At 66.1% G+C, this 19,920-nt stretch carries 21 protein-coding genes; 1 reads left to right on the top strand and 20 read right to left on the bottom strand.

Annotated features, from left to right (window positions below):
* Positions 1-21: 21 nt before the first annotated feature.
* From A605_RS16055 to glnA, 14 genes are all read right to left on the bottom strand, one after another.
* The gene (locus A605_RS16055; RefSeq protein WP_425277925.1) at positions 22-228 is read right to left on the bottom strand and encodes a hypothetical protein; all 207 of its coding nucleotides are present in this window, start codon (positions 226-228) and stop codon (positions 22-24) included.
* A gap of 270 nt (positions 229-498) precedes the next feature.
* Positions 499-660: a hypothetical protein gene (locus A605_RS15565; protein WP_161607630.1), complete on the bottom strand. Its 162-nt coding sequence runs from the start codon at positions 658-660 to the stop codon at positions 499-501.
* A gap of 185 nt (positions 661-845) precedes the next feature.
* On the bottom strand, positions 846-1,601 hold the full coding sequence (locus A605_RS09885) for an ABC transporter ATP-binding protein (protein ID WP_015401374.1): 756 nt from the start codon (positions 1,599-1,601) through the stop codon (positions 846-848).
* Complete coding sequence (locus A605_RS09880; protein WP_015401373.1) at positions 1,598-2,617, bottom strand: ABC transporter substrate-binding protein; 1,020 nt, start codon at positions 2,615-2,617, stop codon at positions 1,598-1,600. The genes A605_RS09885 and A605_RS09880 overlap by 4 nt, the downstream gene beginning before the upstream one ends.
* Before the next feature lie 17 nt (positions 2,618-2,634).
* Positions 2,635-3,756: a FecCD family ABC transporter permease gene (locus A605_RS09875; RefSeq protein WP_015401372.1), complete on the bottom strand. Its 1,122-nt coding sequence runs from the start codon at positions 3,754-3,756 to the stop codon at positions 2,635-2,637.
* Positions 3,753-4,751, bottom strand: coding sequence for an urea transporter (locus A605_RS09870; protein WP_015401371.1), 999 nt, complete (start codon positions 4,749-4,751; stop codon positions 3,753-3,755). Before A605_RS09870 ends, A605_RS09875 begins: the two co-directional genes overlap by 4 nt.
* Before the next feature lie 19 nt (positions 4,752-4,770).
* A complete protein-coding gene (locus A605_RS09865; RefSeq protein WP_015401370.1) occupies positions 4,771-5,640 on the bottom strand; it encodes an urease accessory protein UreD in 870 nt (289 codons plus the stop codon).
* Positions 5,637-6,248 carry an urease accessory protein UreG gene (ureG, locus tag A605_RS09860; RefSeq protein ID WP_015401369.1) on the bottom strand — a complete coding sequence of 204 codons (612 nt, stop codon included), beginning with the start codon at positions 6,246-6,248 and terminating at the stop codon, positions 5,637-5,639. Before ureG ends, A605_RS09865 begins: the two co-directional genes overlap by 4 nt.
* Before the next feature lie 50 nt (positions 6,249-6,298).
* Entirely contained in the window at positions 6,299-7,006 is a 708-nt protein-coding gene (locus tag A605_RS09855; protein ID WP_015401368.1) for an urease accessory protein UreF, read from the bottom strand.
* A 9-nt stretch (positions 7,007-7,015) separates the two neighbouring features.
* Positions 7,016-7,510, bottom strand: coding sequence for an urease accessory protein UreE (ureE, locus tag A605_RS09850; RefSeq protein WP_015401367.1), 495 nt, complete (start codon positions 7,508-7,510; stop codon positions 7,016-7,018).
* A gap of 79 nt (positions 7,511-7,589) precedes the next feature.
* Positions 7,590-9,305: an urease subunit alpha gene (ureC, locus tag A605_RS09845; protein ID WP_015401366.1), complete on the bottom strand. Its 1,716-nt coding sequence runs from the start codon at positions 9,303-9,305 to the stop codon at positions 7,590-7,592.
* Positions 9,305-9,754: an urease subunit beta gene (locus tag A605_RS09840; RefSeq protein ID WP_015401365.1), complete on the bottom strand. Its 450-nt coding sequence runs from the start codon at positions 9,752-9,754 to the stop codon at positions 9,305-9,307. The genes ureC and A605_RS09840 overlap by 1 nt, the downstream gene beginning before the upstream one ends.
* A gap of 10 nt (positions 9,755-9,764) precedes the next feature.
* Positions 9,765-10,067 carry an urease subunit gamma gene (locus tag A605_RS09835; RefSeq protein ID WP_015401364.1) on the bottom strand — a complete coding sequence of 101 codons (303 nt, stop codon included), beginning with the start codon at positions 10,065-10,067 and terminating at the stop codon, positions 9,765-9,767.
* Between the two features lie 277 nt (positions 10,068-10,344).
* Complete coding sequence (glnA, locus tag A605_RS09830) at positions 10,345-11,781, bottom strand: type I glutamate--ammonia ligase (RefSeq protein WP_015401363.1); 1,437 nt, start codon at positions 11,779-11,781, stop codon at positions 10,345-10,347.
* A gap of 193 nt (positions 11,782-11,974) precedes the next feature.
* Here glnA and A605_RS09825 point away from each other — a divergent pair, with 193 nt between their 5' ends.
* Positions 11,975-12,451 carry an RDD family protein gene (locus A605_RS09825; RefSeq protein ID WP_015401362.1) on the top strand — a complete coding sequence of 159 codons (477 nt, stop codon included), beginning with the start codon at positions 11,975-11,977 and terminating at the stop codon, positions 12,449-12,451.
* A gap of 83 nt (positions 12,452-12,534) precedes the next feature.
* On the opposite strand, the gene A605_RS09820 is transcribed toward A605_RS09825, so the two are convergent.
* From A605_RS09820 to gcvP, 6 genes are all read right to left on the bottom strand, one after another.
* Positions 12,535-13,320, bottom strand: coding sequence for a DUF4191 domain-containing protein (locus A605_RS09820; RefSeq protein ID WP_015401361.1), 786 nt, complete (start codon positions 13,318-13,320; stop codon positions 12,535-12,537).
* A 104-nt stretch (positions 13,321-13,424) separates the two neighbouring features.
* Positions 13,425-14,471, bottom strand: coding sequence for a lipoyl synthase (locus tag A605_RS09815; RefSeq protein ID WP_015401360.1), 1,047 nt, complete (start codon positions 14,469-14,471; stop codon positions 13,425-13,427).
* A 58-nt stretch (positions 14,472-14,529) separates the two neighbouring features.
* Complete coding sequence (gene lipB, locus A605_RS09810) at positions 14,530-15,294, bottom strand: lipoyl(octanoyl) transferase LipB (RefSeq protein WP_015401359.1); 765 nt, start codon at positions 15,292-15,294, stop codon at positions 14,530-14,532.
* A 165-nt stretch (positions 15,295-15,459) separates the two neighbouring features.
* A complete protein-coding gene (gene gcvH / locus A605_RS09805) occupies positions 15,460-15,849 on the bottom strand; it encodes a glycine cleavage system protein GcvH (RefSeq protein WP_015401358.1) in 390 nt (129 codons plus the stop codon).
* Positions 15,850-15,926: 77 nt separating this feature from the next.
* Positions 15,927-17,027, bottom strand: a complete 1,101-nt coding sequence (gene gcvT / locus A605_RS09800) for a glycine cleavage system aminomethyltransferase GcvT (protein ID WP_015401357.1) — start codon at positions 17,025-17,027, stop codon at positions 15,927-15,929.
* Positions 17,028-19,916, bottom strand: coding sequence for an aminomethyl-transferring glycine dehydrogenase (gene gcvP / locus A605_RS09795; protein WP_015401356.1), 2,889 nt, complete (start codon positions 19,914-19,916; stop codon positions 17,028-17,030). It abuts the gene before it with no gap.
* Between the last annotated feature and the right edge of the window lie 4 nt (positions 19,917-19,920).

Genomic DNA, 19,920 nt, shown 5'->3' with positions numbered 1-19,920 from the left:
TCACCACGGCGGCCACAGGCCTTACGATGTCTGAGCTGGTCGGGGCTTGTAGTCCCTGGTGTCCCGAGAGCGCGGGTGCTCCCGATTCGCCCGCGAGGAGTAGGTCTTGTCCGCCAGCACCCGATCAGGTCTCGTGCGTGGACTGTCCCGGCCCGGACACGCCACCCGGATCGGGTCGAGCATCGGGATAAGCTGTGGGCTATCATCGGCCTGACCAGTGGTGAGCACAAACGACACCGATTGTAGACGCCGGTCACAGACCAGGTTGGATCTTTGTCGAGAAGCCTCCCCGGGGCCAGCTCAGCCTGTGGCCAGCCGGATCACCGTCGATCCGTGAAGGCAAATCACGCCGGGCACCGGCGGCGTGAATGCGGGCACGGGTAGTGGGGGAATCCACTGAGACGTCCCACCTGAGTTCTCCTTGTTCATTGGCTTGGGACTGGAGTTCGGTACTGCTCAAGGTCATGGTCCAGGGTATCCGCTGTGTGGCCGCGGACGTCACCGGGCCGGTGAGGTCGTCGTCAACGGCGAGACCGGCTGGCTGGCGCTCACGGCGACGTCAATAAGCTCGTCGAAGTCATCGCACACGTCCTCGCGCCGGGCGACGAGCACCTGGTCCACGACGCCCGTGCACTGGTCAAGCGTAACTTCGACTTGCACCTGCAGGCGGCGGAACTGCGGGCGCTGCAGGGGTGGGAGAGATAGTAGGGAACACCTACTTCCTACGCCCCAGCTTCCCTCAAACACAGACGGTGCGAGCTTGACCGCTTATCTACCATGGCGGAGGCGGTGCACCGGGCTGGAGATTCTGGCATAAGAATCCGCGCAGCGGACGGGCAAAGGAGTCATGGAAGATAGGGCAGGCTGAAGTGAAGATTCAATCCGCTTCGAGTGTCCACCCGCTCGGTTCCGACCTGGTACACCGTCGAAACCGTTTCTTCTCTCAGCACGTCATCGGGCCAACCCTGCGCGACCACGTGCCCCCTCTCCAACAGGGCCAACCGGTCACAGTATCGGGCTGCCAAATTGAGGTCGTGGAGGACCACGACCACCGTCTTGTCCAACTCGTGGACGAGCTGCAGGACTTCATGCTGGTAGCGGATATCTAGGTGGTTGGTCGGCTCATCGAGGAAGATGTAGGGGGTTTCCTGGGCGAGAGCCCGGGCGATCAACACCCGTTTCCGCTCGCCTCCGGACAATTCGTTCAATGGCTGGCGTGCGAGGTCGAGGGCTCGCACCCGCTCCAGGGCCCAGACCGCGATGTCGCGGTCGATCTTGCGGTAGGACTGGAACCCACTGAGGTGGGGCGTTCGACCGAGCAGCACGAGCTCGGCGGCAGTGAGCCCGAGTGGGATCTCCGCGTCCTGGTCCACAACGGCGATCAACTGAGCGGTCGAGAGGTCGGAAATGTCGCGGCCGTCGATGCGCACGGATCCTCGGCGAGGGGACAGTGCGCCGCTGAGGAGGCGGAGCAGGGTGGTCTTCCCACTACCGTTCGGCCCGATCAAGCCGAGCACCTGGTCCGGTACACTGCTCAGGTTCACATCATGGACTGCGTCCGCCTCACAGTAGGCGAAACTGACATCTGTCGCGGTGATCATGAGTAGAACTTCTCCACTATATTCTCGAGGCCGGTCACCGTCAAGGGCGTGGCTGGCTCCGTGAAGTTCATCAGCTGTACCATCACGTCGTCGTTACGCAAGGCATCGAGATGGCCAGCACCGGGCAGCTGTTCCACCGCATTCTTCACCATCTCTGGGTCGCCGTCGGAGTGCAGCAGGATCAGCACATCAGGATTCCTGCCTATGAGCTCCTCATCGGTGATCTCGAAGACGCGGTTGTCGACGTCACCGAAGACGTTGGTAAACCCCGCGGCCTCCAGTTGAGGATGGGCCATGCTCTGAGTGCCGTAGGCGTAGGTTGTACCACCACCGACGGTGGGATAGAGCACGGCGGCGGTCCGCCCCGCTGCACCGGAAGCCGACACTTTCGCCTCCATGGATCTGACCCGATCCTGCAGGTTGGTGATCACTTCCTCCACCCGGTCGCCACGGTTGAAAACTTCACCGTAGACCCTCAGTTGTTCGTAGATACTGTCGAACGAGGGGTTGTCGAGCCCACCCGGACACATCGCGGGTTCCTCGATCGTCGGGATACCCGTCGGCGCGAGCGTTTGGCGGTTGAGGTTGTCCAGCTCTCCGAGCACGAGGTCCGGTTCCTGAGCAATCGCGACATCGGTGGACAGGAGGGTATGGCCTGTCTGATCGGTGTCCTTGGTGAGGTGTTCAATCTGCTCAAGCTCGGAGAGGGTCTCCTGGTCGTAGTAGTCCTCCGGGTAGGCACCGGCGCGGGCGACAGCTCGTTCGAGGACCTCAAGTTCGTGAAGAGCCGGCACTGCGGCGCTCTTGAGCAGCAGCAGTCGTTCCGGCTCCTGTTCGAAAGTCACCTGCGTGTCGCAGTTTTCGACCGTGACGGGGTAATGGGAATCACCAGCGACGGAACTGGTCTGGGACTCAGCGTCCGCACAGCCCGAGAGCAGGAGCGCGCCGGCTGCCATGATTGTGACAGCCGCGAACCTGATGGAGCCGGAATGGTGGAGATGGGCGCTGTGGAGCATGAACTTCCTTCTGAGATTCAGGCCGTTCGGGTACGGCGAATGAGGAGGATGAGAAAGGGGGTGCCGAGCAGAGCCGTGATGATGCCGATCGGTAGCTCCTGAGGTTGAAGTACAGTGCGGGCGGCAAGGTCGGCGAGGACGAGCAGCACGGCCCCCAATAGCGCGGCGACCGGGAGGTTGTGGCGATGCCCCGCACCCACGAGGGCACGTGCCAGATGGGGAACGACGAGACCGACGAATCCAATGCTTCCTGCTGCGGAAACCAGTACACCGATGCAGGCGGCAACAATGACGAGGAGGAGTGTGCGCTGACGTTCCGGGTTGACCCCAAGTGAGCGGGCGGCCCCGTCACCGATGCTCAGGGCGTCGATACGCCGCGCCTGAGCCCACAGCACAGTGAGGGCGCAGGCGGTGACCGTGACGACCGCGAGTAGGGGAGATCCCCAGGACGCTGACGACAGTGAACCCAGAAGCCAGAACATCACCGAGCGTGTCCCTTCGGCATCGCCGCTGAGGAACACCAGGAAACTGGTGAGGGCGTTAAGGGCGTACCCCACAGCGACCCCGGCGAGCAGCAATTTCAATGAGCTCATCGGACCTCCGGTCCGTGCGAGCCCGTAGACGGCCAGCGCGGCCACGAGCGCGCCGAGGAACGCCGTCAACTGCAGCGCATGGGCGGAAAGGCCCATCCCGAGGCCGAACAGGATTGCTGCGGCGGCACCACACGACGCCCCCGAATTGATTCCCAGCAGATGCGGGTCCGCCAACGGGTTGCGGACCATCGCCTGCAGCACGAGCCCGCAGACGGCCAGGCCTGCGCCGACAACGGCACCCAGGATCACCCGGGGCAGCCGCACCTCCCAGACGATGGCGTCTTCAGCCGTGGTCCACACCGGAGTAGTGAACAATTGCCCCATGCTCGCGTGGTGGGCGATAACCTGCACGATGACCCGGGGATCGATGCTGACGGCCCCGATCGCCACTCCGGCGATACAGGCGGTCAGGAGGGCGAAGATCAATCCGAGCACCCACAATGACACCCGGCGACGTTGGTGCTCCAGCCCCAGGGGATCATCAAGGCCATCACTGTCGCCTCCTGTTAAAGGCGCCGTCTGGACGTGGGTATTCACCGCGGTCACTGAGCATTCTCCGAGGTTGAGGCGGAGGACTGATCAGAGTCTCGCTCGATCGATCGGTCGGCAGGTTCCACGGAGGTTTGGTCAGGCGCCTCCGAAGTCACTGGCCGCCTCGCGGAGACCAGCAGGTGATCGCCGACGAGGACCAGCCACATCGCCAACAGGAATGGCCAGGTGAACACCGGCACCGGGGTCAGGGCCAGCAACGGCTGGATGAGCAGGGTCAGCACCACTCCGATGAAGGAACCGAGAACACGGACCGCCCAACTCCGGTCGGTCCACAGGAGGGCGCCGAGCGCGATGGTGACGAGAACCGCAGAATAGCCGTACAGACCTGAGGAGGTTTCATCGACACCGCCACGGACGACAGTGGCAACGGCAAGCGCCACCGCGGCCCCTCCCACGCCGAATCCGGCAGCCGCCGGAGAGCAGAGGAGCAGGGCGGCGACGATCAACAGCCCGCACACCAGACCGTCGGCCAGCAGTACCTCGGAGAAACTGTTGAACAGGCCCAGGGATACGCCGGCAGCGAGATCCGTGGAGGTGCTGAGTTCCCCTGGCTCGGCCAGTTGCCCGACAGCTCCAAAGGTCAGCCCCGCGACGATGCAGAACGGGGCCGTGGAGACAGGAAGCGAGAAGCGACTGAGAACTGACGAGGCGAACAACGCACGCGTCAGCTCATGGACGGCGACGCAGGCGAAAGACCCGACGATGGTCAGCAGCACGGAAACATGGGTGTATCCAGCATAGAGACCCGCGGCCGCACCCACCAGGGCGCCGTTGTAGCCCATCAGACCGTGACGGACCTCTTCGCGCAGGCCGAGGAACCAGCCACCGATGCTCTGGACCATCGAGCCGAGCATGACCAGGACCGCGAACCGCGGATCCATGAACGACAGCCCGACCAGGATGAGCAGTCCGGACACGGAGTTCTCGACGAAGAAGATCTGTGAGACTCCCCGCAGCACATATTGGACGGGGGACAGCGTTGTCGGCATGGTCGTCTACTTCCTGTTTCTAGTGTTTACGCAGATTCACGGCTGCGCGGCCACCGGTTACCCGGCGCAGCAGGGTGACCACGTCGTGGTGGAGGGCAGTGATCGAACCGGTGGTTTCGGCCAGGGAGCGGATGAACACGCATCTGGGGGCGTCACCGTCAGAGCGGGGAAGGCCGGCACAGGTAATACCGGAGTAGGTGTCCGAGGCGTCGACCAACTCCGAGAGTACGGAGATGACGCTGTCGTCGATGCGGGGATCCATCAGAATCAGCTGCCCGGTGTGGCTGTGACCCTCCATGAAGCCGACTCCGGAGATCACGGAGTCGGGGATGATCCGCAGCTGGTCCACGGCATGGATCCGGGATGATCCGGTGCTCTCATCGAGCAACCGCAGTTCCGTGCGCATCCGCAACTCATCGAAAGTGAAGTTCGCCCCTTCCGGGGACCACCCGGGTGTGATGACCTCGGCTAGGACGACAGTGGCGCTCGGGTGCGCCTCGATGACCGTCCTTTGCCGGTAGGAGCCGTCGCGGTAAACGATCAGCTGGTCGGGGAGGTACTCGAAGGTCGCGCCGGCGCCGACGACAACCCGCATGTCTTGGGTGGCGGGTCCTTTCGGCGCGCGGTAGACCTTCGTCGCCGACTGGGTCGTCAACAGCAACGAGGACTCCGGCGAGATCTCGATGTCGATCAGATACCGGTCCCCACTGAAGTACGCACCGCCCGGATTGATCAGGGTGTAGGTGACCTGCCCCGATCCATCCAAGTAGTGGGGCCGGAGGATGCGCAGGGCCCCACGGTGGAACTGCCTGCGCGCCCGGGAGACACCGTCGCGGTGGTCCACCATGAGCCGCAGTTCACCGGCCGGTTCGACGGTCGCTGTGGTCATACGAGGTCCATCATCAGCGCATCGTGTCGGATCCAGTCGAGAACGTCAGTGAGCCCCTCATCCGTGATGAGGTTCGTCATGGCGAAGGGCTTGTCCTTGCGGAAGACGCGGGAGTCCGCCTCCATCACCGACAGGTCAGCATGGACATGGGGCGCGAGATCGGTCTTGTTGATGATGAACAGGTCAGACTTGATCATTCCCTGGCCGGCCTTGCGCGGGATCTTCTCACCCTGTGCGACATCGATGATGTAGATCGAGAAATCGACCAGCTCGGGGCTGAAGGTCGCCGAGAGATTGTCACCGCCGGACTCGACGAAGATCAGCTGCACGTCGGGGATCCGCTTCTTGACCTCCTGGATAGCCGCCTCATTCATGGAGGTGTCCTCGCGAATCGCGGTGTGTGGGCAACCTCCGGTCTCGATGCCGATTATGCGCTCCTCCGGGAGCACCGAGTTGCGGGCGAGGATCTTGGCGTCCTCAATGGTGTAGATGTCGTTCGTGATGGCGGCCATCGAGATCTCGTTGCTCATCGCTCGGGTGACACGCTCAATGAGCTGGGTCTTGCCGGATCCGACGGGGCCGCCGATGCCGATGATCACTGGTTCCATGTTGTCCTCCTGGGGGATGGGTGGGGTTGGGGTGTGGTGGGGCTGAACGGTCAGCTCATGAACATGCGGGAGCGTTGCCGCTCATGACGCATCTGGGCGATCTCGAGTCCGGGAGCGATGGCCCCCAGGTCGTCGAGGGAGAGCGACCTCGAGTGCTCGACCGCCTGCAGGACGGTGTCGTGTGCGTGGCGGATGACGCGTTGCCCGGCGTTCTGGCCCAGGGGAACCGCGCGGACTGCGTTCTGGGTCAGGGAAATGGCGGTTGCGAGCAGGTGCTGGGCGACGGCGGTGTCCTCGTCCAGCCCGGTGGAACGGGCCAGCACCGCCCATACGCACGCTTGGTGGGCGTGCATCTCGCCCTCGTCCACGGCAGTCCGGTACCGCTTCTGCCACGGCCCCGGGAAGGACTCGGTACCGATGGTCAGCAACCGCTTGCCCATGGTTATCCCGGCCTGCCGGACCTGGCGGGGAAGTGCCTGGGCGGTCGTGAGGTTGTCGACGGCCACGATCTCATCGAAGTCCTCGGCGTGGTAGATCAGGCGGATCGCCAGAGCATCGGTGAAAGTCAGCTGCTGGTTGATGAACATGCCGATCCATTCCCTGAACGATTCCTCGTCATGGATGCGGCCGTCGTCCAGGTAAGTCTCGAAGCCGAGAGAATGGCTGAAGGCTCCGGTCGGTATAGCCGAATCGGTCAGCTGCATGGCTGCGAGAACAGACGTGAGGTGGAACGTCTTCTCCGCGGCGGTGGTGGTCATCTGTGCCTCTCAGTGCGAGTGGTCGGCGTGCCGGAATGGAACCGGCATGATTCGCCGCTGCCGCGCGTAGGGGATCTCCTGCTGTTCGAGGAAGTCCTCGACAGTGTGGTCGTACTGGACCACCATGACCTCCGCGCCGTAGTCGCTGTCCACGTCGAAGAACTGAGCCTGCAGGTGACGGTTACCCAGGCTGTGGGCGACGAACCCCATCCGGGTGATGGTTTCCGGGGCGATGACGAGCACGTCCGTGGGTAGGACGCTGACGATGATGGCGTTGACTACCTGCGAGTCCCTCCCAGGTAAGGCGAGGATGTCACCGTCGCGCAGATCCGGTGAGCGTGGAGGAAGACGCACGCCGATCTCGGTGTGATGGTTCGTGGTGACCCGTTGGATGCGCTTGACGAGCGCGTCGCCAGCAAGCACCACCTTCTCGATGTGGTGGTTTCCGAGCATCGCCCGACCGGCCGGGTCATTGATGTTCCCGAGGATCTCGGTGATGATCATGGGTGGTCCTTACATATGTTCGACACGGCCCCGGCAGCTCGACGGAGTGACTGGTGCCAGCGGCAGTGTTGGGCGGGGGTTAGAAGAGGAAGTACCTCTGGGCCATCGGCAGCACCTTGCTCGGTTCCGAGGTGATGATCTCGCCATTGACCCGGACTTCGTAGGTTTCGGGGTCGACCGACAGATTCGGGGTCTCCCCATTCAGTTTGAGGTCCGACTTCGTAAGAGAGCGGATGCCGTGGCACGGCCTGATGAGTTTCTGAAGGCCCAGCTGACGGGGGACCCCGGAGTTGAGGGCGGCTGCCGACAGGAACGTGATCGAGCTGGTGGACACGGCCGAGCCGTAGGCCCCGAACGAGTAACGGTAGACGCTGGGCTGCGGGGTGGGGATGGACGCGTTCGGATCTCCCATGGCGACGTTGACGACCTGTCCACCCTTGATCATCAGATCAGGCTTCACCCCGAAGAACTTCGGGTTCCAGAGCACGAGATCGGCGAACTTGCCCTCCTCGACGGAACCGATGCTGTCGGAGATGCCCTGGGCGATGGCCGGGTTGATGGTGTACTTCGCGATGTAGCGGCGGATCCGGAAGTTGTCGCCGACGATCCCTTCATCCTCCGGTAGCTTTCCCCGCTGCCGCTTCATGGCGTCCGCGACCTGCCAGGTGCGCAGGATTACTTCACCGACCCTGCCCATGGCCTGGGAATCGGAGGAGGTGATGGAGAATACGCCGAGATCATGGAGAACGTCCTCGGCGGCGATCGTCTCTGCACGGATACGTGAATCGGCGAATGCGACATCCTCCGGAATATCCGCATTGAGGTGGTGGCACACCATGAGCATGTCGAGGTGTTCCTCAATGGTGTTGCGCGTATAAGGCAGCGTGGGGTTCGTTGACGCCGGGAGGATGTTCGGCTCCGCGGCCAACTCGATGATGTCCGGTGCGTGGCCTCCGCCGGCGCCTTCGGTGTGGAAGGTATGGATCACCCGGCCGGCGATGGCGGCCTTGGTGTCCTCGACGAAGCCGGCTTCGTTGAGGGTGTCGGTGTGAATGGCCACCTGGACGTCGAACTCGTCGGCTACTTGGAGAGAGGTGTTGATCGACGACGGTGTGGAACCCCAGTCCTCGTGGACCTTCAGTCCGATCGCCCCGGCGCGGATCTGCTCGGCCAGAGGTGAGACGGAGGAACCGTGGCCTTTCCCCAGCAGGCCGAAGTTCATGGGGAAGCTCTCGAAGGAGCGGAGCATGTTGTGGATGTTCCACTCGCCGGGGGTGATAGTCGTGGCCTTGGTGGACTCCGACGGCCCGGTGCCACCACCGATCATGGTCGTGATGCCCGAGACCAGGGCGGTCTCGATCTGATCCGGACTGATGAAGTGGATGTGGGTGTCGATCCCACCGGCGGTGAGGATCTTGCCCTCGCCGGAGATGATGTCGGTTGCCACCCCGATAATGATGTCGACGCCCTCCATGGTGTGGGGGTTCCCGGCCTTGCCGATCTTGACGATGTGTCCGTCGCGGATTGCGACGTCGGCCTTGTAGACACCGGTCCAATCGATGACGATCACGTTCGTGATCACCAGGTCCGGGACCCCGACGTCGCGTACGAGCTGGCCATTCTGACCCATGCCGTCCCGCACGACCTTGCCACCTCCGAACACCGCCTCCTCACCGGGAGTGGTCAGGTCGCGCTCGATGGTGGCGAACAGCTCAGTGTCGGCGAGCCGGACCGAGTCCCCGACCGTGGGCCCGTAAAGGCTCGCGTATTGTTCTCTGCTGAGTTCAAAGCTCATTACTGTGCGTCCTCTCCACGGTTCTCGTGACTTTCATTGCCGTATCCGCGGCGGGTCTTCAGCGGCTTCGGCGCATCTCCGGCCGCGGACAAGTGACGGTCCGATGGCGCCTCGTCAAGATTGACGTCAACGGCGGAGCGGTCATCGAGCGAGCCGTCGACGAGATCGCGGAAGCCATGGACCTTGCGGTCACCACCGAGCGGGATGAGTCGGACCGTGGTGTGGTCACCGGGTTCCAGTCGAACGGCTGTGCCGGCAGGAATGTCGAGGCGATGCCCCAGGGCAGTCCGGCGGTCGAACTCGAGAGCCCGGTTCGACTCGGCGAAGTGGAAGTGGGAACCGACCTGGACAGGGCGGTCACCGCGGTTGAGAACGTCAAGCTCGATGGCTGTGCGGCCTTCATTGCAGACAACCGGGGGCTCGGCGAGGATGTACTCTCCTGGTTTCATGGTAGGCCTCTCAGCGGATCGGATTGTGGACGGTGACCAACTTGGTTCCGTCAGGGAATGTTGCCTCCACCTGGACGTCGTGGATCATCTCGGCGATGCCCTCCTGGACGTCGTCCCTCGACAGAATCGTGGTACCCCAACTCATGAGGTCGGCGACTGTTCTGCCGTCACGTGCGCCCTCCAGCAGTTCGTAGGTGATGACGGCGATCGCCTCGGGGTAGTTGAGCCTCAGGCCCCGGGCCTGTCGCCGACGGGCAAGGTCGGCTGCGACGACGACGAGCAGCTTCTCCGTCTCTCGTGGCTGTAGTTGCATGATTGGCTTCCTTCGCGCGGTTTCAAGAGAAATGGATGGGTCGGTGCGGGGCAGAGCGGGTGTACCGGAAAGTGTCTTGCATACTGGGTTTACTAACGGTCAATCGACAGTTAATTCAGGGCAGGCCAATGCTCCCGTTTTCCACGGAAGCAGGTGCTGTAACTCGGGGACCGGGAAAAGGAAGGGTGGCCCGCGTCATGCTCCACTGGCGATGGGAAGTGCGGACCACCCTCAAATCGCTGGGATGCAGGGGCAATCCCGGCGGCTCAGTGTCCGACTAGCAGTCGAAGTACATCTCGAACTCCTGCGGGGTCGGGCGCAGGCGGTTCGGGGTGATCTCGTTGTCGTACTTGAGCTTGATGTAGGTGTCGATGAGATCGTCGGTGAAGACATCGCCCTCGGTGAGGAACTCGTTGTCCTCCTGCAGCGCGGCCAGGGAGGCCTCCAGGGAGGTCGGGGCCTGCGGGATGGAGGCGGCCTCCTCCGGCGGGAGCTCGTAGAGGTCCTTGTCCACCGGGGCGTGCGGCTCGATGCGGTTCTTGATGCCGTCCAGACCGGCGAGCATCATCGCGGCGAAGCCGAAGTAGGGGTTGCCGGACGGATCCGGGGCGCGGAACTCGATGCGCTTGGCCTTCGGGTTGTTGCCGGTGATCGGGATGCGGATCGCGGCGGACCGGTTGCGCTGGGAGTACACCAGGTTGATCGGGGCCTCGAAGCCCGGGACCAGGCGGTGGTAGGAGTTCAGCGTCGGGTTGGTGAAGGCCAGGACCGCGCCGGCGTGGTGGAGGATGCCGCCGATGTAGTAGCGGGCGATGTCGGACAGGCCGCCGTAGCCGGACTCGTCGTGGAACAGCGGCTTGCCGTCCTTCCACAGGGACTGGTGGGCGTGCATGCCGGAGCCGTTGTCGCCGGCGATCGGCTTCGGCATGAAGGTCGCGGCCTTGCCGTGGGCGGCGGCGGTGTTCTTGACGATGTACTTGAAGGACTGCAGATCATCGGCGGCGTGCAGCAGGGTGTTGAAGCGGTAGTTGATCTCCTGCTGGCCACCGGTGCCCACCTCGTGGTGGAAGCGCTCGATGTGGAAGTCGGCGTCGGCCAGGTGGCGGACCATCTCGTCGCGGAGGTCCACGGTCTGGTCGTAGGGGGCGACGGGGAAGTAGCCGCCCTTGAGCCGGGTCTTGTAGCCGCTGTTCGGGGAGCCGTCGGTGTTGGTCTCCTTGTCGCGGTTCCACCAGCCCTCGTTGGAGTCGACCTCGTAGAAACCGGCGTTGACCCCGGCGGAGTAGCGCACGGAGTCGAAGAGGTAGAACTCCGCCTCGGCGCCGAAGTTGCAGGTGTCGGCAATCCCCGTGGAGGCGAGGTACTCCTCGGCCTTGCGGGCGATGTTGCGCGGGTCGCGGGTGAAGGGCTCGCGGGTGAACGGGTCGTGGACGAAGAACTTCATGTTCAGCGTCTTGGCCCGGCGGAACGGGTCGATCTTCGCGGTGGCCGGGTCCGGCAGCAGCATCATGTCGGACTCGTCGATGGTGGTGAATCCGCGGATGGAGGAACCGTCGAAGGCCATGCCCTCCTCCGCGGCGTCCTCGTCGAACTCCGAGGCGGGGATGGAGAAGTGGTGCTCGATGCCGGGAACATCGGTGAAACGGATGTCGACGAACTCGACGCCTTCATCCTTGATGTACTTGATGACGTCTTCGGTGGTGTTGAAGGCCACGATGGCTCCTAGTAGGTGTTTTGGCGCTCTGCTGGTGGGTCGCGGTTCGCTTGCTGCGGGCATTCTCCCATGTGGGAGTGCCTGCTGGAAATGCCCGGGGCCGAGTTTAATGGATTTTCTGTCGAACGATCAAAATAGGGGAGGGATATCACGGTTTTCCCTCACCCACACACCCCCGGCTAGATTGTTCAGTATGGCTGATCCTAAGCGTAGCTGGCTCGACGGACCTCAGATCCCCGCGGAGTATGACGACCCCGACGCCCCCGGCCGCTGGCCCGGCGAAAAACTCGGCCTCCCGCAGTCGGGGCCCGGCTCCCTGGCCTCGGTCGCCCGCCGCACCGGGGGAGTGGCCATCGACTGGGTGATCGCCTGGATCATCGCCTCCTTCGTCGGCACCTTCACCGACGTCCTCGGCGGCGTGTCCACCATGACGCTGATGTTCTGGGCCGTCCTCGGCATCATCTGCGGTTGGCTGTTCGCCCGCACCCCCGGTCAGGCGGTGCTCGGCATGGGCATCGCGCGTGTCGACGTCGGCGGGGCCAAGGTCGGCCTGTGGCGTGCGGTGGTGCGCACTCTGCTGACCGCGTTCATCCTCCCGGCCGCGTTGGTGGACTCCGACGGCCGCGGCATGCACGACCGCGCCACCGGCACCAGCGTCATCCAGGGCTAGTTCCCACCACCCCCGCAACGGCAGGACGCCCCGCTACCGAGGGGAGGTAACGGGGCGTCGACACGCGCGGACCCGGGGGTGGGTCAGCCCTTCTTCTTGCGCTCGCCGGCGCGGCGCATGCGGCGGTTCATACCACCCATGTTCGCGGACTTGGGCAGCGGACCCTTCGGCAGGCCGGCGCCGGGGCCGCCCTGGCCGACGTTGTCCATCGCCTCGATCTTCGCGGAGAGGGCGTAGACCTCGTTCTTCTTGTAGTTGCGCGGCAGCTTCGTCATCTCGCGCTGCAGCTTCTTCAGCGGCACCTGGCCCTCGCCCTCGCCCACGATGATCTCGTGGACGGGCACGCCGCCGACCAGGCGGTTGAGACGCTTCTTCTGCTGCTCGAACAGCGGCTTGAGGCGGTGCGGGGCACCCTCGCCGACGAGGACGATGCCCGGATTGCCGATGACGCGGTGGACGGAGTCCAGCTGGGTGTTGGCGGCCACGGCCGTCTTGGTCTGCCAGACGATGCCCACGGTGTTGCGCATGTTCTCCAGCGTCCAGCCGGCCGCGCCCGGGGTGTCACCGACCCGGTCGTACATCGAGTTCTGCAGGCGGCGGGAGAAGATGAACATCGCCAGCACGAAGCCGACGCCGATGCCGAGGATGAGCATCCACCACTGCCCACCCCACAGCAGGCCGATGAGGAAGAAGACCAGCGCCGCACCCAGGATGGCCAGCAGCATGAGCGGGATGAGCTTCTTGTCCTGCTTGCGCTGCAGGTTGAACGCCTGCCAGAACTGGGACCACGTCTGCTTGCGCTGGGCGCGCTTCGCCGCCCGCGCTTCCTTCTTCGCGGCCTTGTCCGCCGCCTTCTTCGCGTCTGCCATGGCCTCTACTCTAGGCGAAGGACCAGTGGAATCGGGAAACGGGGCCGGGGCCGCACCACCCAGGTGCGGCCCCGGCCCCGCCGGGTGGGAAACAGCCGTGGGAACTAGCGGGAGGAGCCGACCGGGACGTCCTGGGAGGGGCCGTACTTGTCCAGCAGGGTGGAGGCCTCCTGGGTGGTCGCGCCCTGGGAGGTCTGCTCCAGGTGCTTCAGGTTCTCCGGGACCTCGAGACCGCGGGCGTGCATGGCCTCGGTGTAGAGGCGGCCGGCGCGGTAGGAGGAGCGGACCAGCGGGCCGGACATGACCGCACCGAAGCCGAGCTCCTTGGCGTACTCGGCGTGTTCGACGAACTCCTCCGGCTTCACCCAGCGGTCGATGGGGTGGTACATCGGGCCGGGGCGCAGGTACTGGGTGATGGTGATGATGTCGGTGCCGGCGCTGTGCAGGTCGGCCAGCGCCTCGCGGATCTCCTCGGGGGTCTCACCCATGCCGAGGATGAGGTTCGACTTGGTGATCAGCCCGAAGTCCCGCGCCTGGCGGATGACGTCGAGGGAACGCTCGTAGCGGAAGGCCGGGCGGATGCGGCGGAAGATGCGCGGGACGGTCTCCACGTTGTGGGCGAAGACCTCCGGGCGGGACTCGAAGACCTCGGCGAGGAGATCCGGCTTGCCGGAGAAGTCCGGGACCAGGTTCTCCACGCCGGTGTGCGGGTTGAGCGCGTGGATCTGGCGCACGACCTCGGCGTAGAGCCAGGCGCCCTCGTCCTCGAGGTCATCACGGGTGACCCCGGTGATGGTGGAGTAGTTCAGGCCCATCTCGCGGACGTTCTCGGCCACGCGGCGCGGCTCGTCGCGGTCCAGGGGCTCCGGCTTCGCGGAGTTGATCTGGCAGAAGTCGCAGCGGCGCGAGCAGTTCGCGCCACCGATCAGGAAGGTGGCCTCGCGCGACTCCCAGCACTCGTGGATGTTCGGGCAGCCCGCCTCCTGGCACACGGTGTGCAGCGAGGCGCCGGAGACACGTTCCTTCATGTCCCGGTACTCCGGACCGGTCTTCACCGAGGTGCGGATCCAGCGGGGCTTGCTCTCGATCGGGGTCTGGGCGTTGCGGGCCTCGACCCGGAGCATCTTGCGTCCTTCAGGTGCGATAGTCACAAAATTCACCGTACTCTTTCGTCTGATAAGCGTCGAACAAGTGAAAACGGGGGTGGGGTCAGCTCCGGACCCGGTTGCGCGGCAGCCCCTTCGTGGGGTCCGGGGCCGAGCCGAAGGTGTGGTCGGCGACGGTCAGCCGGCCCGCCAGGGCATCGTCGAGCGCCGTGATCAGCGGGTCCGTCATCTCCTCGAGGGTGACCTGCCGGCCCAGCTCGAGGCTGAGGGTGGTCACGTCCGCGTCGTCGATGCCGCAGGCGACGATGTGGTCGTAGAACTCCAGGGTGTTGGAGCAGTTCAGGGCCAGACCGTGCATGGTCACGCCGCGGCTGATGCGGATGCCCAGCGCGGCGACCTTGCGGTCCCGGCGGGTGCCGTCGGCGGGCACCCACACCCCGGAGCGGCCGTCGATGCGCCCGGCGTCCGGGATCCCGGCCCGGCGCACGACCTGGATGACCGCCTCCTCGAGGCGGCGGACGTAGTCGACGACGTCGACGGGCTCGGCGAGCCGGATGATGGGGTAGGCCACCAGCTGGCCCTCGCCGTGCCAGGTGATGCGCCCGCCCCGGTCGACGTCGATGACGGGCTGGCCGTTGGTGGGGCGGTCCTCGGGCTGGGTGCGTTTGCCCGCGGTGTAGACCGAGGGGTGTTCCAGCAGCAGCAGCTGGTCGGGGATCCCGTCGGCGGCGCGCTGTCTCGCCAGGGAGGCCTGCAGCTCCCAGGCCTCCTGGTAGTCGACGGTGCCGAGGCGGCGGATCTCGACCGGTTCGGAGCTGGCGCGGATGGAACGGTCGGCGGGGAAGAAGGGATCGCGCGGTGCAGTCATGATGTATCCAGGGTACTAGGCAGGGGCGCCGTGGTGCCCCGAACGGGGCCGGTGAGCGCGGCGTCGGCAAGCGTTGCAGCCCAGGCGCCGCAACGACAAAACCCCCGGGCCGCACCGACGCCGGGGACGTCGGCACCACCCGGGGGAGAACCGCGCGTTCCGCGACTACACGCCGTTGGCCTCCGCGTACTCCGTGGCGGTCATCAGCGGACCGGCCTCGGTGACCTCGACCTCGAAGAGCCAGCCTTCGACGAAGGGGTCCTCGTTGATGATGCCGTAGTTGTCGTGCACGGCGTCGTTGACCTTGGTGACGGTGCCCGTGACCGGGGAGTACAGGTCGGAGACCGACTTGGTGGACTCCACCTCGCCGCAGGTCTCGCCGGCGGTCAGCGAGTCGCCCACCTCGGGCAGCTCGGCGAAGACGACCTCGCCGAGGCGCTCGGCGGCCACGGAGGTGATGCCGACCTTGACGGTGGAGCCGACGACGGCGTCGGCGGCGACGTCGATCCACTCGTGGTCCGCGGAGTAGGAGTAGTTCTCGGGCAGGGTGGCCATGGCGCGTGCCTTTCTGTCTTCAGATGATGTCGGTGAAATTCTAGCCTGCCCCGCCGGGGGCGGGGCTGCGTTGCGCGCTACTTTTCGCGCTGGTAAAAGGGGGTCTTCGCCACGGTGAAGGGGTGGCGCTTACCCCGGATGTCGACCTCGAGCTCCGTGCCCTCGCCCGTGGCGGTCGGGTCCAGCAGAGCCAGGGCGACCGGGTACCCGAGAGTGGGGGAGGGCTGGCCGGAGGTGACCACGCCGACCAGCCGGTCACCGAGGAACACCTCGGAACCGCCCCGCGCGGCGCGCCGGCCCTCGCCCACCAGCCCGGCGATCAGCCGCTCGGGCTGGCGGCCGCCGAGTGCCTCGCGGCCGACGAAATCGCCCTCCTTCTTCGCGAAGGCGCGGGCCATACCGGCCTCGACGGGGGTGATGTCGGTGCTCAGCTCGTTGCCGTAGAGCGGCATGCCGGCCTCCAGGCGCAGGGAGTCGCGCGCGGCCAGCCCGGCCGGCCGCACCCCGGCCTCACGCCCGGCCTCGAGCAGGGAGCGCCACAGTTCCACGGCGGAGTCGTTCGGCACGTAGAGCTCGAAGCCGTCCTCCCCGGTGTAGCCGGTGCGGGCCACCAGCGTCTCGACGCCCGCGACGGTCAGCGGGGCCGCGGCGTAGTATTTCATCTCCCGGATGACGTCGCGGTCGGACTCGGCGACGAGCCCGAGCAGGACGGCCTCCGACTCCGGGCCCTGGACGGCCACGAGCGCGGTGTCCAGCGACTCGTCGGCCAGCCGCACGTCGAAGCCGTCCGTGCGGGCCTGGAAGGCCTCCCGGACGACGTCGGTGTTGCCGGCGTTGGGGATGACCAGGTACTCGTCCTCGGCCAGCCGGTAGGAGATGAGGTCGTCGAGGATGCCACCCGCGGCGTCGACGAGCATGGAGTACTTCGCCTTGCCGACCTTGAGGGTCGACAGGGTGGAGATCAGGGCGTAGTCGAGGAACTCCCCGGCCCCGGGGCCGCTCACCCGGATTTCACCCATGTGGGACAGGTCGAACAGACCCGCGGACTCGCGGACGGCGCGGTGCTCGTCGAGCTCGTTGCCGTACTTCAGTGGCATGTTCCACGGTCCGAAGGGGGTGAAGCTGGCACCGAGCGCCTCGTGCTCGGCGTGCAGGGGGCTGTGACGCAGGTCGGTCATCTAGTTCTCCTCGTGGTCAGCGGTCTCGTCGGTCTCGTCGATGTCGAAGGCCTCCGGCGGCGGGCAGGCGCACACCAGGTTACGGTCGCCGTAGGCCTCGTCGAGGCGGCGCACCGGCGGGAAGTACTTCACCTTCCGCAGGCCCGGCACCGGCCAGGCGGCCTGCTCACGACTGAAGGCGTGGTCCCACTCCGAGTTGGACACCGACCAGGCGGTGAACGGCGCGTGCCGCAGCACGGAGTCCTCGTAGCCGACGCGGCCGTCGATGATCTCCTGGATCTCGGCGCGGATGGTCCGCATCGCCTCGATGAAGCGGTCCAGCTCGGCCAGGTCCTCGGACTCGGTCGGCTCGACCATCAGCGTGCCGGCGACCGGGAAGGCCAGGGTGGGGGCGTGGAAGCCGAAGTCGACCAGCCGCTTGGCGACGTCCGCGGCCGTCACCCCCGACTGGCTGGTCAGCTCGCGCAGGTCGAGGATGCACTCGTGGGCCACCAGGCCCTCGTTGCCGGTGTAGAGGATGGGGAAGGAGTCGGACAGCTCACGCGCCAGGTAGTTCGCGCCCAGGATGGCGTGCGCGGTAGCCTGCGCCAGCCCCTCCGCTCCCATCATCGCGATGTAGGCCCAGGAGATCTGCAGCACGCCGGCGGAACCGAAACGCGTCGAGGCGATCGGCACGCCCGCCTCCCCGCTGACCGGGGCCGACGCGTCGGCCGTCGCCGGGTCGGAGGGCAGGAACGGCACCAGGTGCTCGGCCACGGCCACCGGGCCGACGCCCGGGCCACCACCGCCGTGCGGGATGGTGAACGTCTTGTGCAGGTTCAGGTGGGAGACGTCGCCGCCGAACTCACCCGGCTTCGCCAGGCCCGTGAGGGCGTTCATGTTCGCCCCGTCGATGTAGACCTGCCCGCCCGCGGCGTGCACCTTCTCGCACACCGTGCGCACGGTGTTCTCGAAGACGCCGTGGGTCGACGGGTAGGTGATCATGATCGCCGCGACGTTCTTGCCGTGCTTCTCCAGCTTGGCGTCCAGATCCGCCAGGTCGATGGAGCCGTCGTCGGCGGTGGCCACGACCACCACGCGCAGGTTCGCCAGCGTCGCCGACGCCGCGTTGGTGCCGTGCGCCGAGGCCGGCACCAGGCAGATGTCGCGCTGGTCGTCACCCCGGGACAGGTGGTAGCGGCGGATGGCCAGCAGGCCGGCCAGCTCGCCCTGGGAACCGGCGTTCGGCTGCACGGAGACCCTGGCGTAACCGGTCAGCGCCGCCAGCCAGCCCTCCAGCTGCTCGATCAGCGCACGCCAGCCGACGGTCTGGGTGTCGGGGGCGTAGGGGTGGACGTTCGCGAACTCCGGCCAGGTGATCGCCTCCAGGCCGGCGGCCGGGTTGAGCTTCATCGTGCACGAACCCAGCGGAATCATGGTGCGGTCGAGCGCGAGATCCTTGTCGGACAGGGTGCGCAGGTAGCGCATCATCTGCGACTCGGAGTGGATGGAGCTGAAGATCGGGTGGGTCAGCGGCGTCCCGGCGCGGACCAGCCCCTCCGGCAGCGCGGACGCGCCCTCAACGGCCGCGGAGGCGCCGAAGGCCTTCGCCAGCTCCGCGACGTCGGCCGCCGTGGCGGACTCGCCGAAGGAGACGCCCACGGTGTCGGCGTCGATGGGCCGGACCAGGTAGCCGGCCTCGGCCAGCTGGTCGACGACCGCCTGCGCCCGGCCCGGGGTGCGCACCGCGACGGTGTCGAAGAAGTGCCCGTGGACGACCTCGGCGCCGGCCTCCCGCACGGTGGCGGCGAAGCTGGTGGCCAGGGAGTGGACGTGCTCGGCGATGTTCTTCAGGCCGGCGGGGCCGTGGTAGACGGCGTACATCGACGCCGTGACGGCCAGCAGCGCCTGGGCGGTGCAGATATTGGAGGTGGCGCGCTCACGCCGGATGTGCTGCTCACGGGTCTGCAGCGCCAGACGGTACGCGGGACGGCCGTCGGCGTCGACGGACACGCCCACCAGGCGGCCGGGCAGCTGGCGCTTCAGCTTGTCGCTGACGGCCATGTAGGCGGCGTGCGGACCGCCGAAGAACAGCGGCACGCCGAAACGCTGCGAGTTGCCCACCGCGATGTCCGCACCGAGCTCCCCGGGCGACTCCAGCAGCATCAGCGACAGCGGATCGGTGACCACGGTCGCCAGCCCGTCGCGGGAGTGGATCGCCTCGATCACCGCGCGCGGATCGGCGATATCGCCCTCCGTGCCCGGGTAGGCGATGACCACGCCGACGAGATCCTCGCCGACGAGCCCGGAGCTCAGATCGGTGATCTCCACCTCGAGGTCGATGGCGCGCGCCCGCTCGGCCGCCACCCCCAGGACCTGCGGGTGCAGGCGGGAATCCAGGATGACACGGCGGCCCTTCTTCTTCGCCCGCGACATCAGGCCCACGGCCTCGGCGACGGCGGAGGCCTCGTCCAACAGGGAGGCGTTCGCGACCGGCAGACCGGTCAGCTCGGAGACCATGGTCTGGAAGTTCAGCAGGGCTTCCAGGCGACCCTGGGAGATCTCCGGCTGGTAGGGGGTGTAGGCGGTGTACCAGCCCGGATCCTCCACCACGTTGCGGCGGATGACCGGTGGGGTGATCGTGTCCGAGAAACCCTGACCGTAGAAGGCCTTGAGCACGACGTTCCGGCCCGCGTAGTCACGCAGGACCGCCTGGGCGTCGTACTCGCTCAGCGCCTCGTCGAGCTGCGGGGCCGCACCGGCCCGGATGTCGGCGGGCAGGGCGGCGTCGAGAAGCGCATCCAGCGACGAATAACCGACACGCTCGAGCATCACCGCCCTCTCCTCGTCGTCAGGGCCGAGATGGCGCGCCGGGAAGGACGCGGGGTCGGTGACCGGGGTCAGAGTCATACGG

The sequence above is a fragment of the Corynebacterium halotolerans YIM 70093 = DSM 44683 genome, assembly GCF_000341345.1.
Classification (GTDB): domain Bacteria; phylum Actinomycetota; class Actinomycetes; order Mycobacteriales; family Mycobacteriaceae; genus Corynebacterium; species Corynebacterium halotolerans.
Note: the sequence above shows the minus strand (reverse complement) of the source record. Positions and strands in the feature narration are given on the sequence as shown.

Coding starts and splice junctions, on each gene's coding strand:
- A605_RS09885 (WP_015401374.1), bottom strand. CDS start 1,601: ATGATCACCGCGACAGATGTCAGTTTCGCCTACTGTGAGGCGGACGCA.
- A605_RS09880 (WP_015401373.1), bottom strand. CDS start 2,617: ATGCTCCACAGCGCCCATCTCCACCATTCCGGCTCCATCAGGTTCGCG.
- A605_RS09870 (WP_015401371.1), bottom strand. CDS start 4,751: ATGCCGACAACGCTGTCCCCCGTCCAATATGTGCTGCGGGGAGTCTCA.
- A605_RS09865 (WP_015401370.1), bottom strand. CDS start 5,640: ATGACCACAGCGACCGTCGAACCGGCCGGTGAACTGCGGCTCATGGTG.
- ureG (WP_015401369.1), bottom strand. CDS start 6,248: ATGGAACCAGTGATCATCGGCATCGGCGGCCCCGTCGGATCCGGCAAG.
- A605_RS09855 (WP_015401368.1), bottom strand. CDS start 7,006: ATGACCACCACCGCCGCGGAGAAGACGTTCCACCTCACGTCTGTTCTC.
- ureE (WP_015401367.1), bottom strand. CDS start 7,510: ATGATCATCACCGAGATCCTCGGGAACATCAATGACCCGGCCGGTCGG.
- ureC (WP_015401366.1), bottom strand. CDS start 9,305: ATGAGCTTTGAACTCAGCAGAGAACAATACGCGAGCCTTTACGGGCCC.
- A605_RS09840 (WP_015401365.1), bottom strand. CDS start 9,754: ATGAAACCAGGAGAGTACATCCTCGCCGAGCCCCCGGTTGTCTGCAAT.
- A605_RS09835 (WP_015401364.1), bottom strand. CDS start 10,067: ATGCAACTACAGCCACGAGAGACGGAGAAGCTGCTCGTCGTCGTCGCA.
- A605_RS09825 (WP_015401362.1), top strand. CDS start 11,975: ATGGCTGATCCTAAGCGTAGCTGGCTCGACGGACCTCAGATCCCCGCG.
- A605_RS09820 (WP_015401361.1), bottom strand. CDS start 13,320: ATGGCAGACGCGAAGAAGGCGGCGGACAAGGCCGCGAAGAAGGAAGCG.
- lipB (WP_015401359.1), bottom strand. CDS start 15,294: ATGACTGCACCGCGCGATCCCTTCTTCCCCGCCGACCGTTCCATCCGC.
- gcvH (WP_015401358.1), bottom strand. CDS start 15,849: ATGGCCACCCTGCCCGAGAACTACTCCTACTCCGCGGACCACGAGTGG.
- gcvT (WP_015401357.1), bottom strand. CDS start 17,027: ATGACCGACCTGCGTCACAGCCCCCTGCACGCCGAGCACGAGGCGCTC.
- gcvP (WP_015401356.1), bottom strand. CDS start 19,916: ATGACTCTGACCCCGGTCACCGACCCCGCGTCCTTCCCGGCGCGCCAT.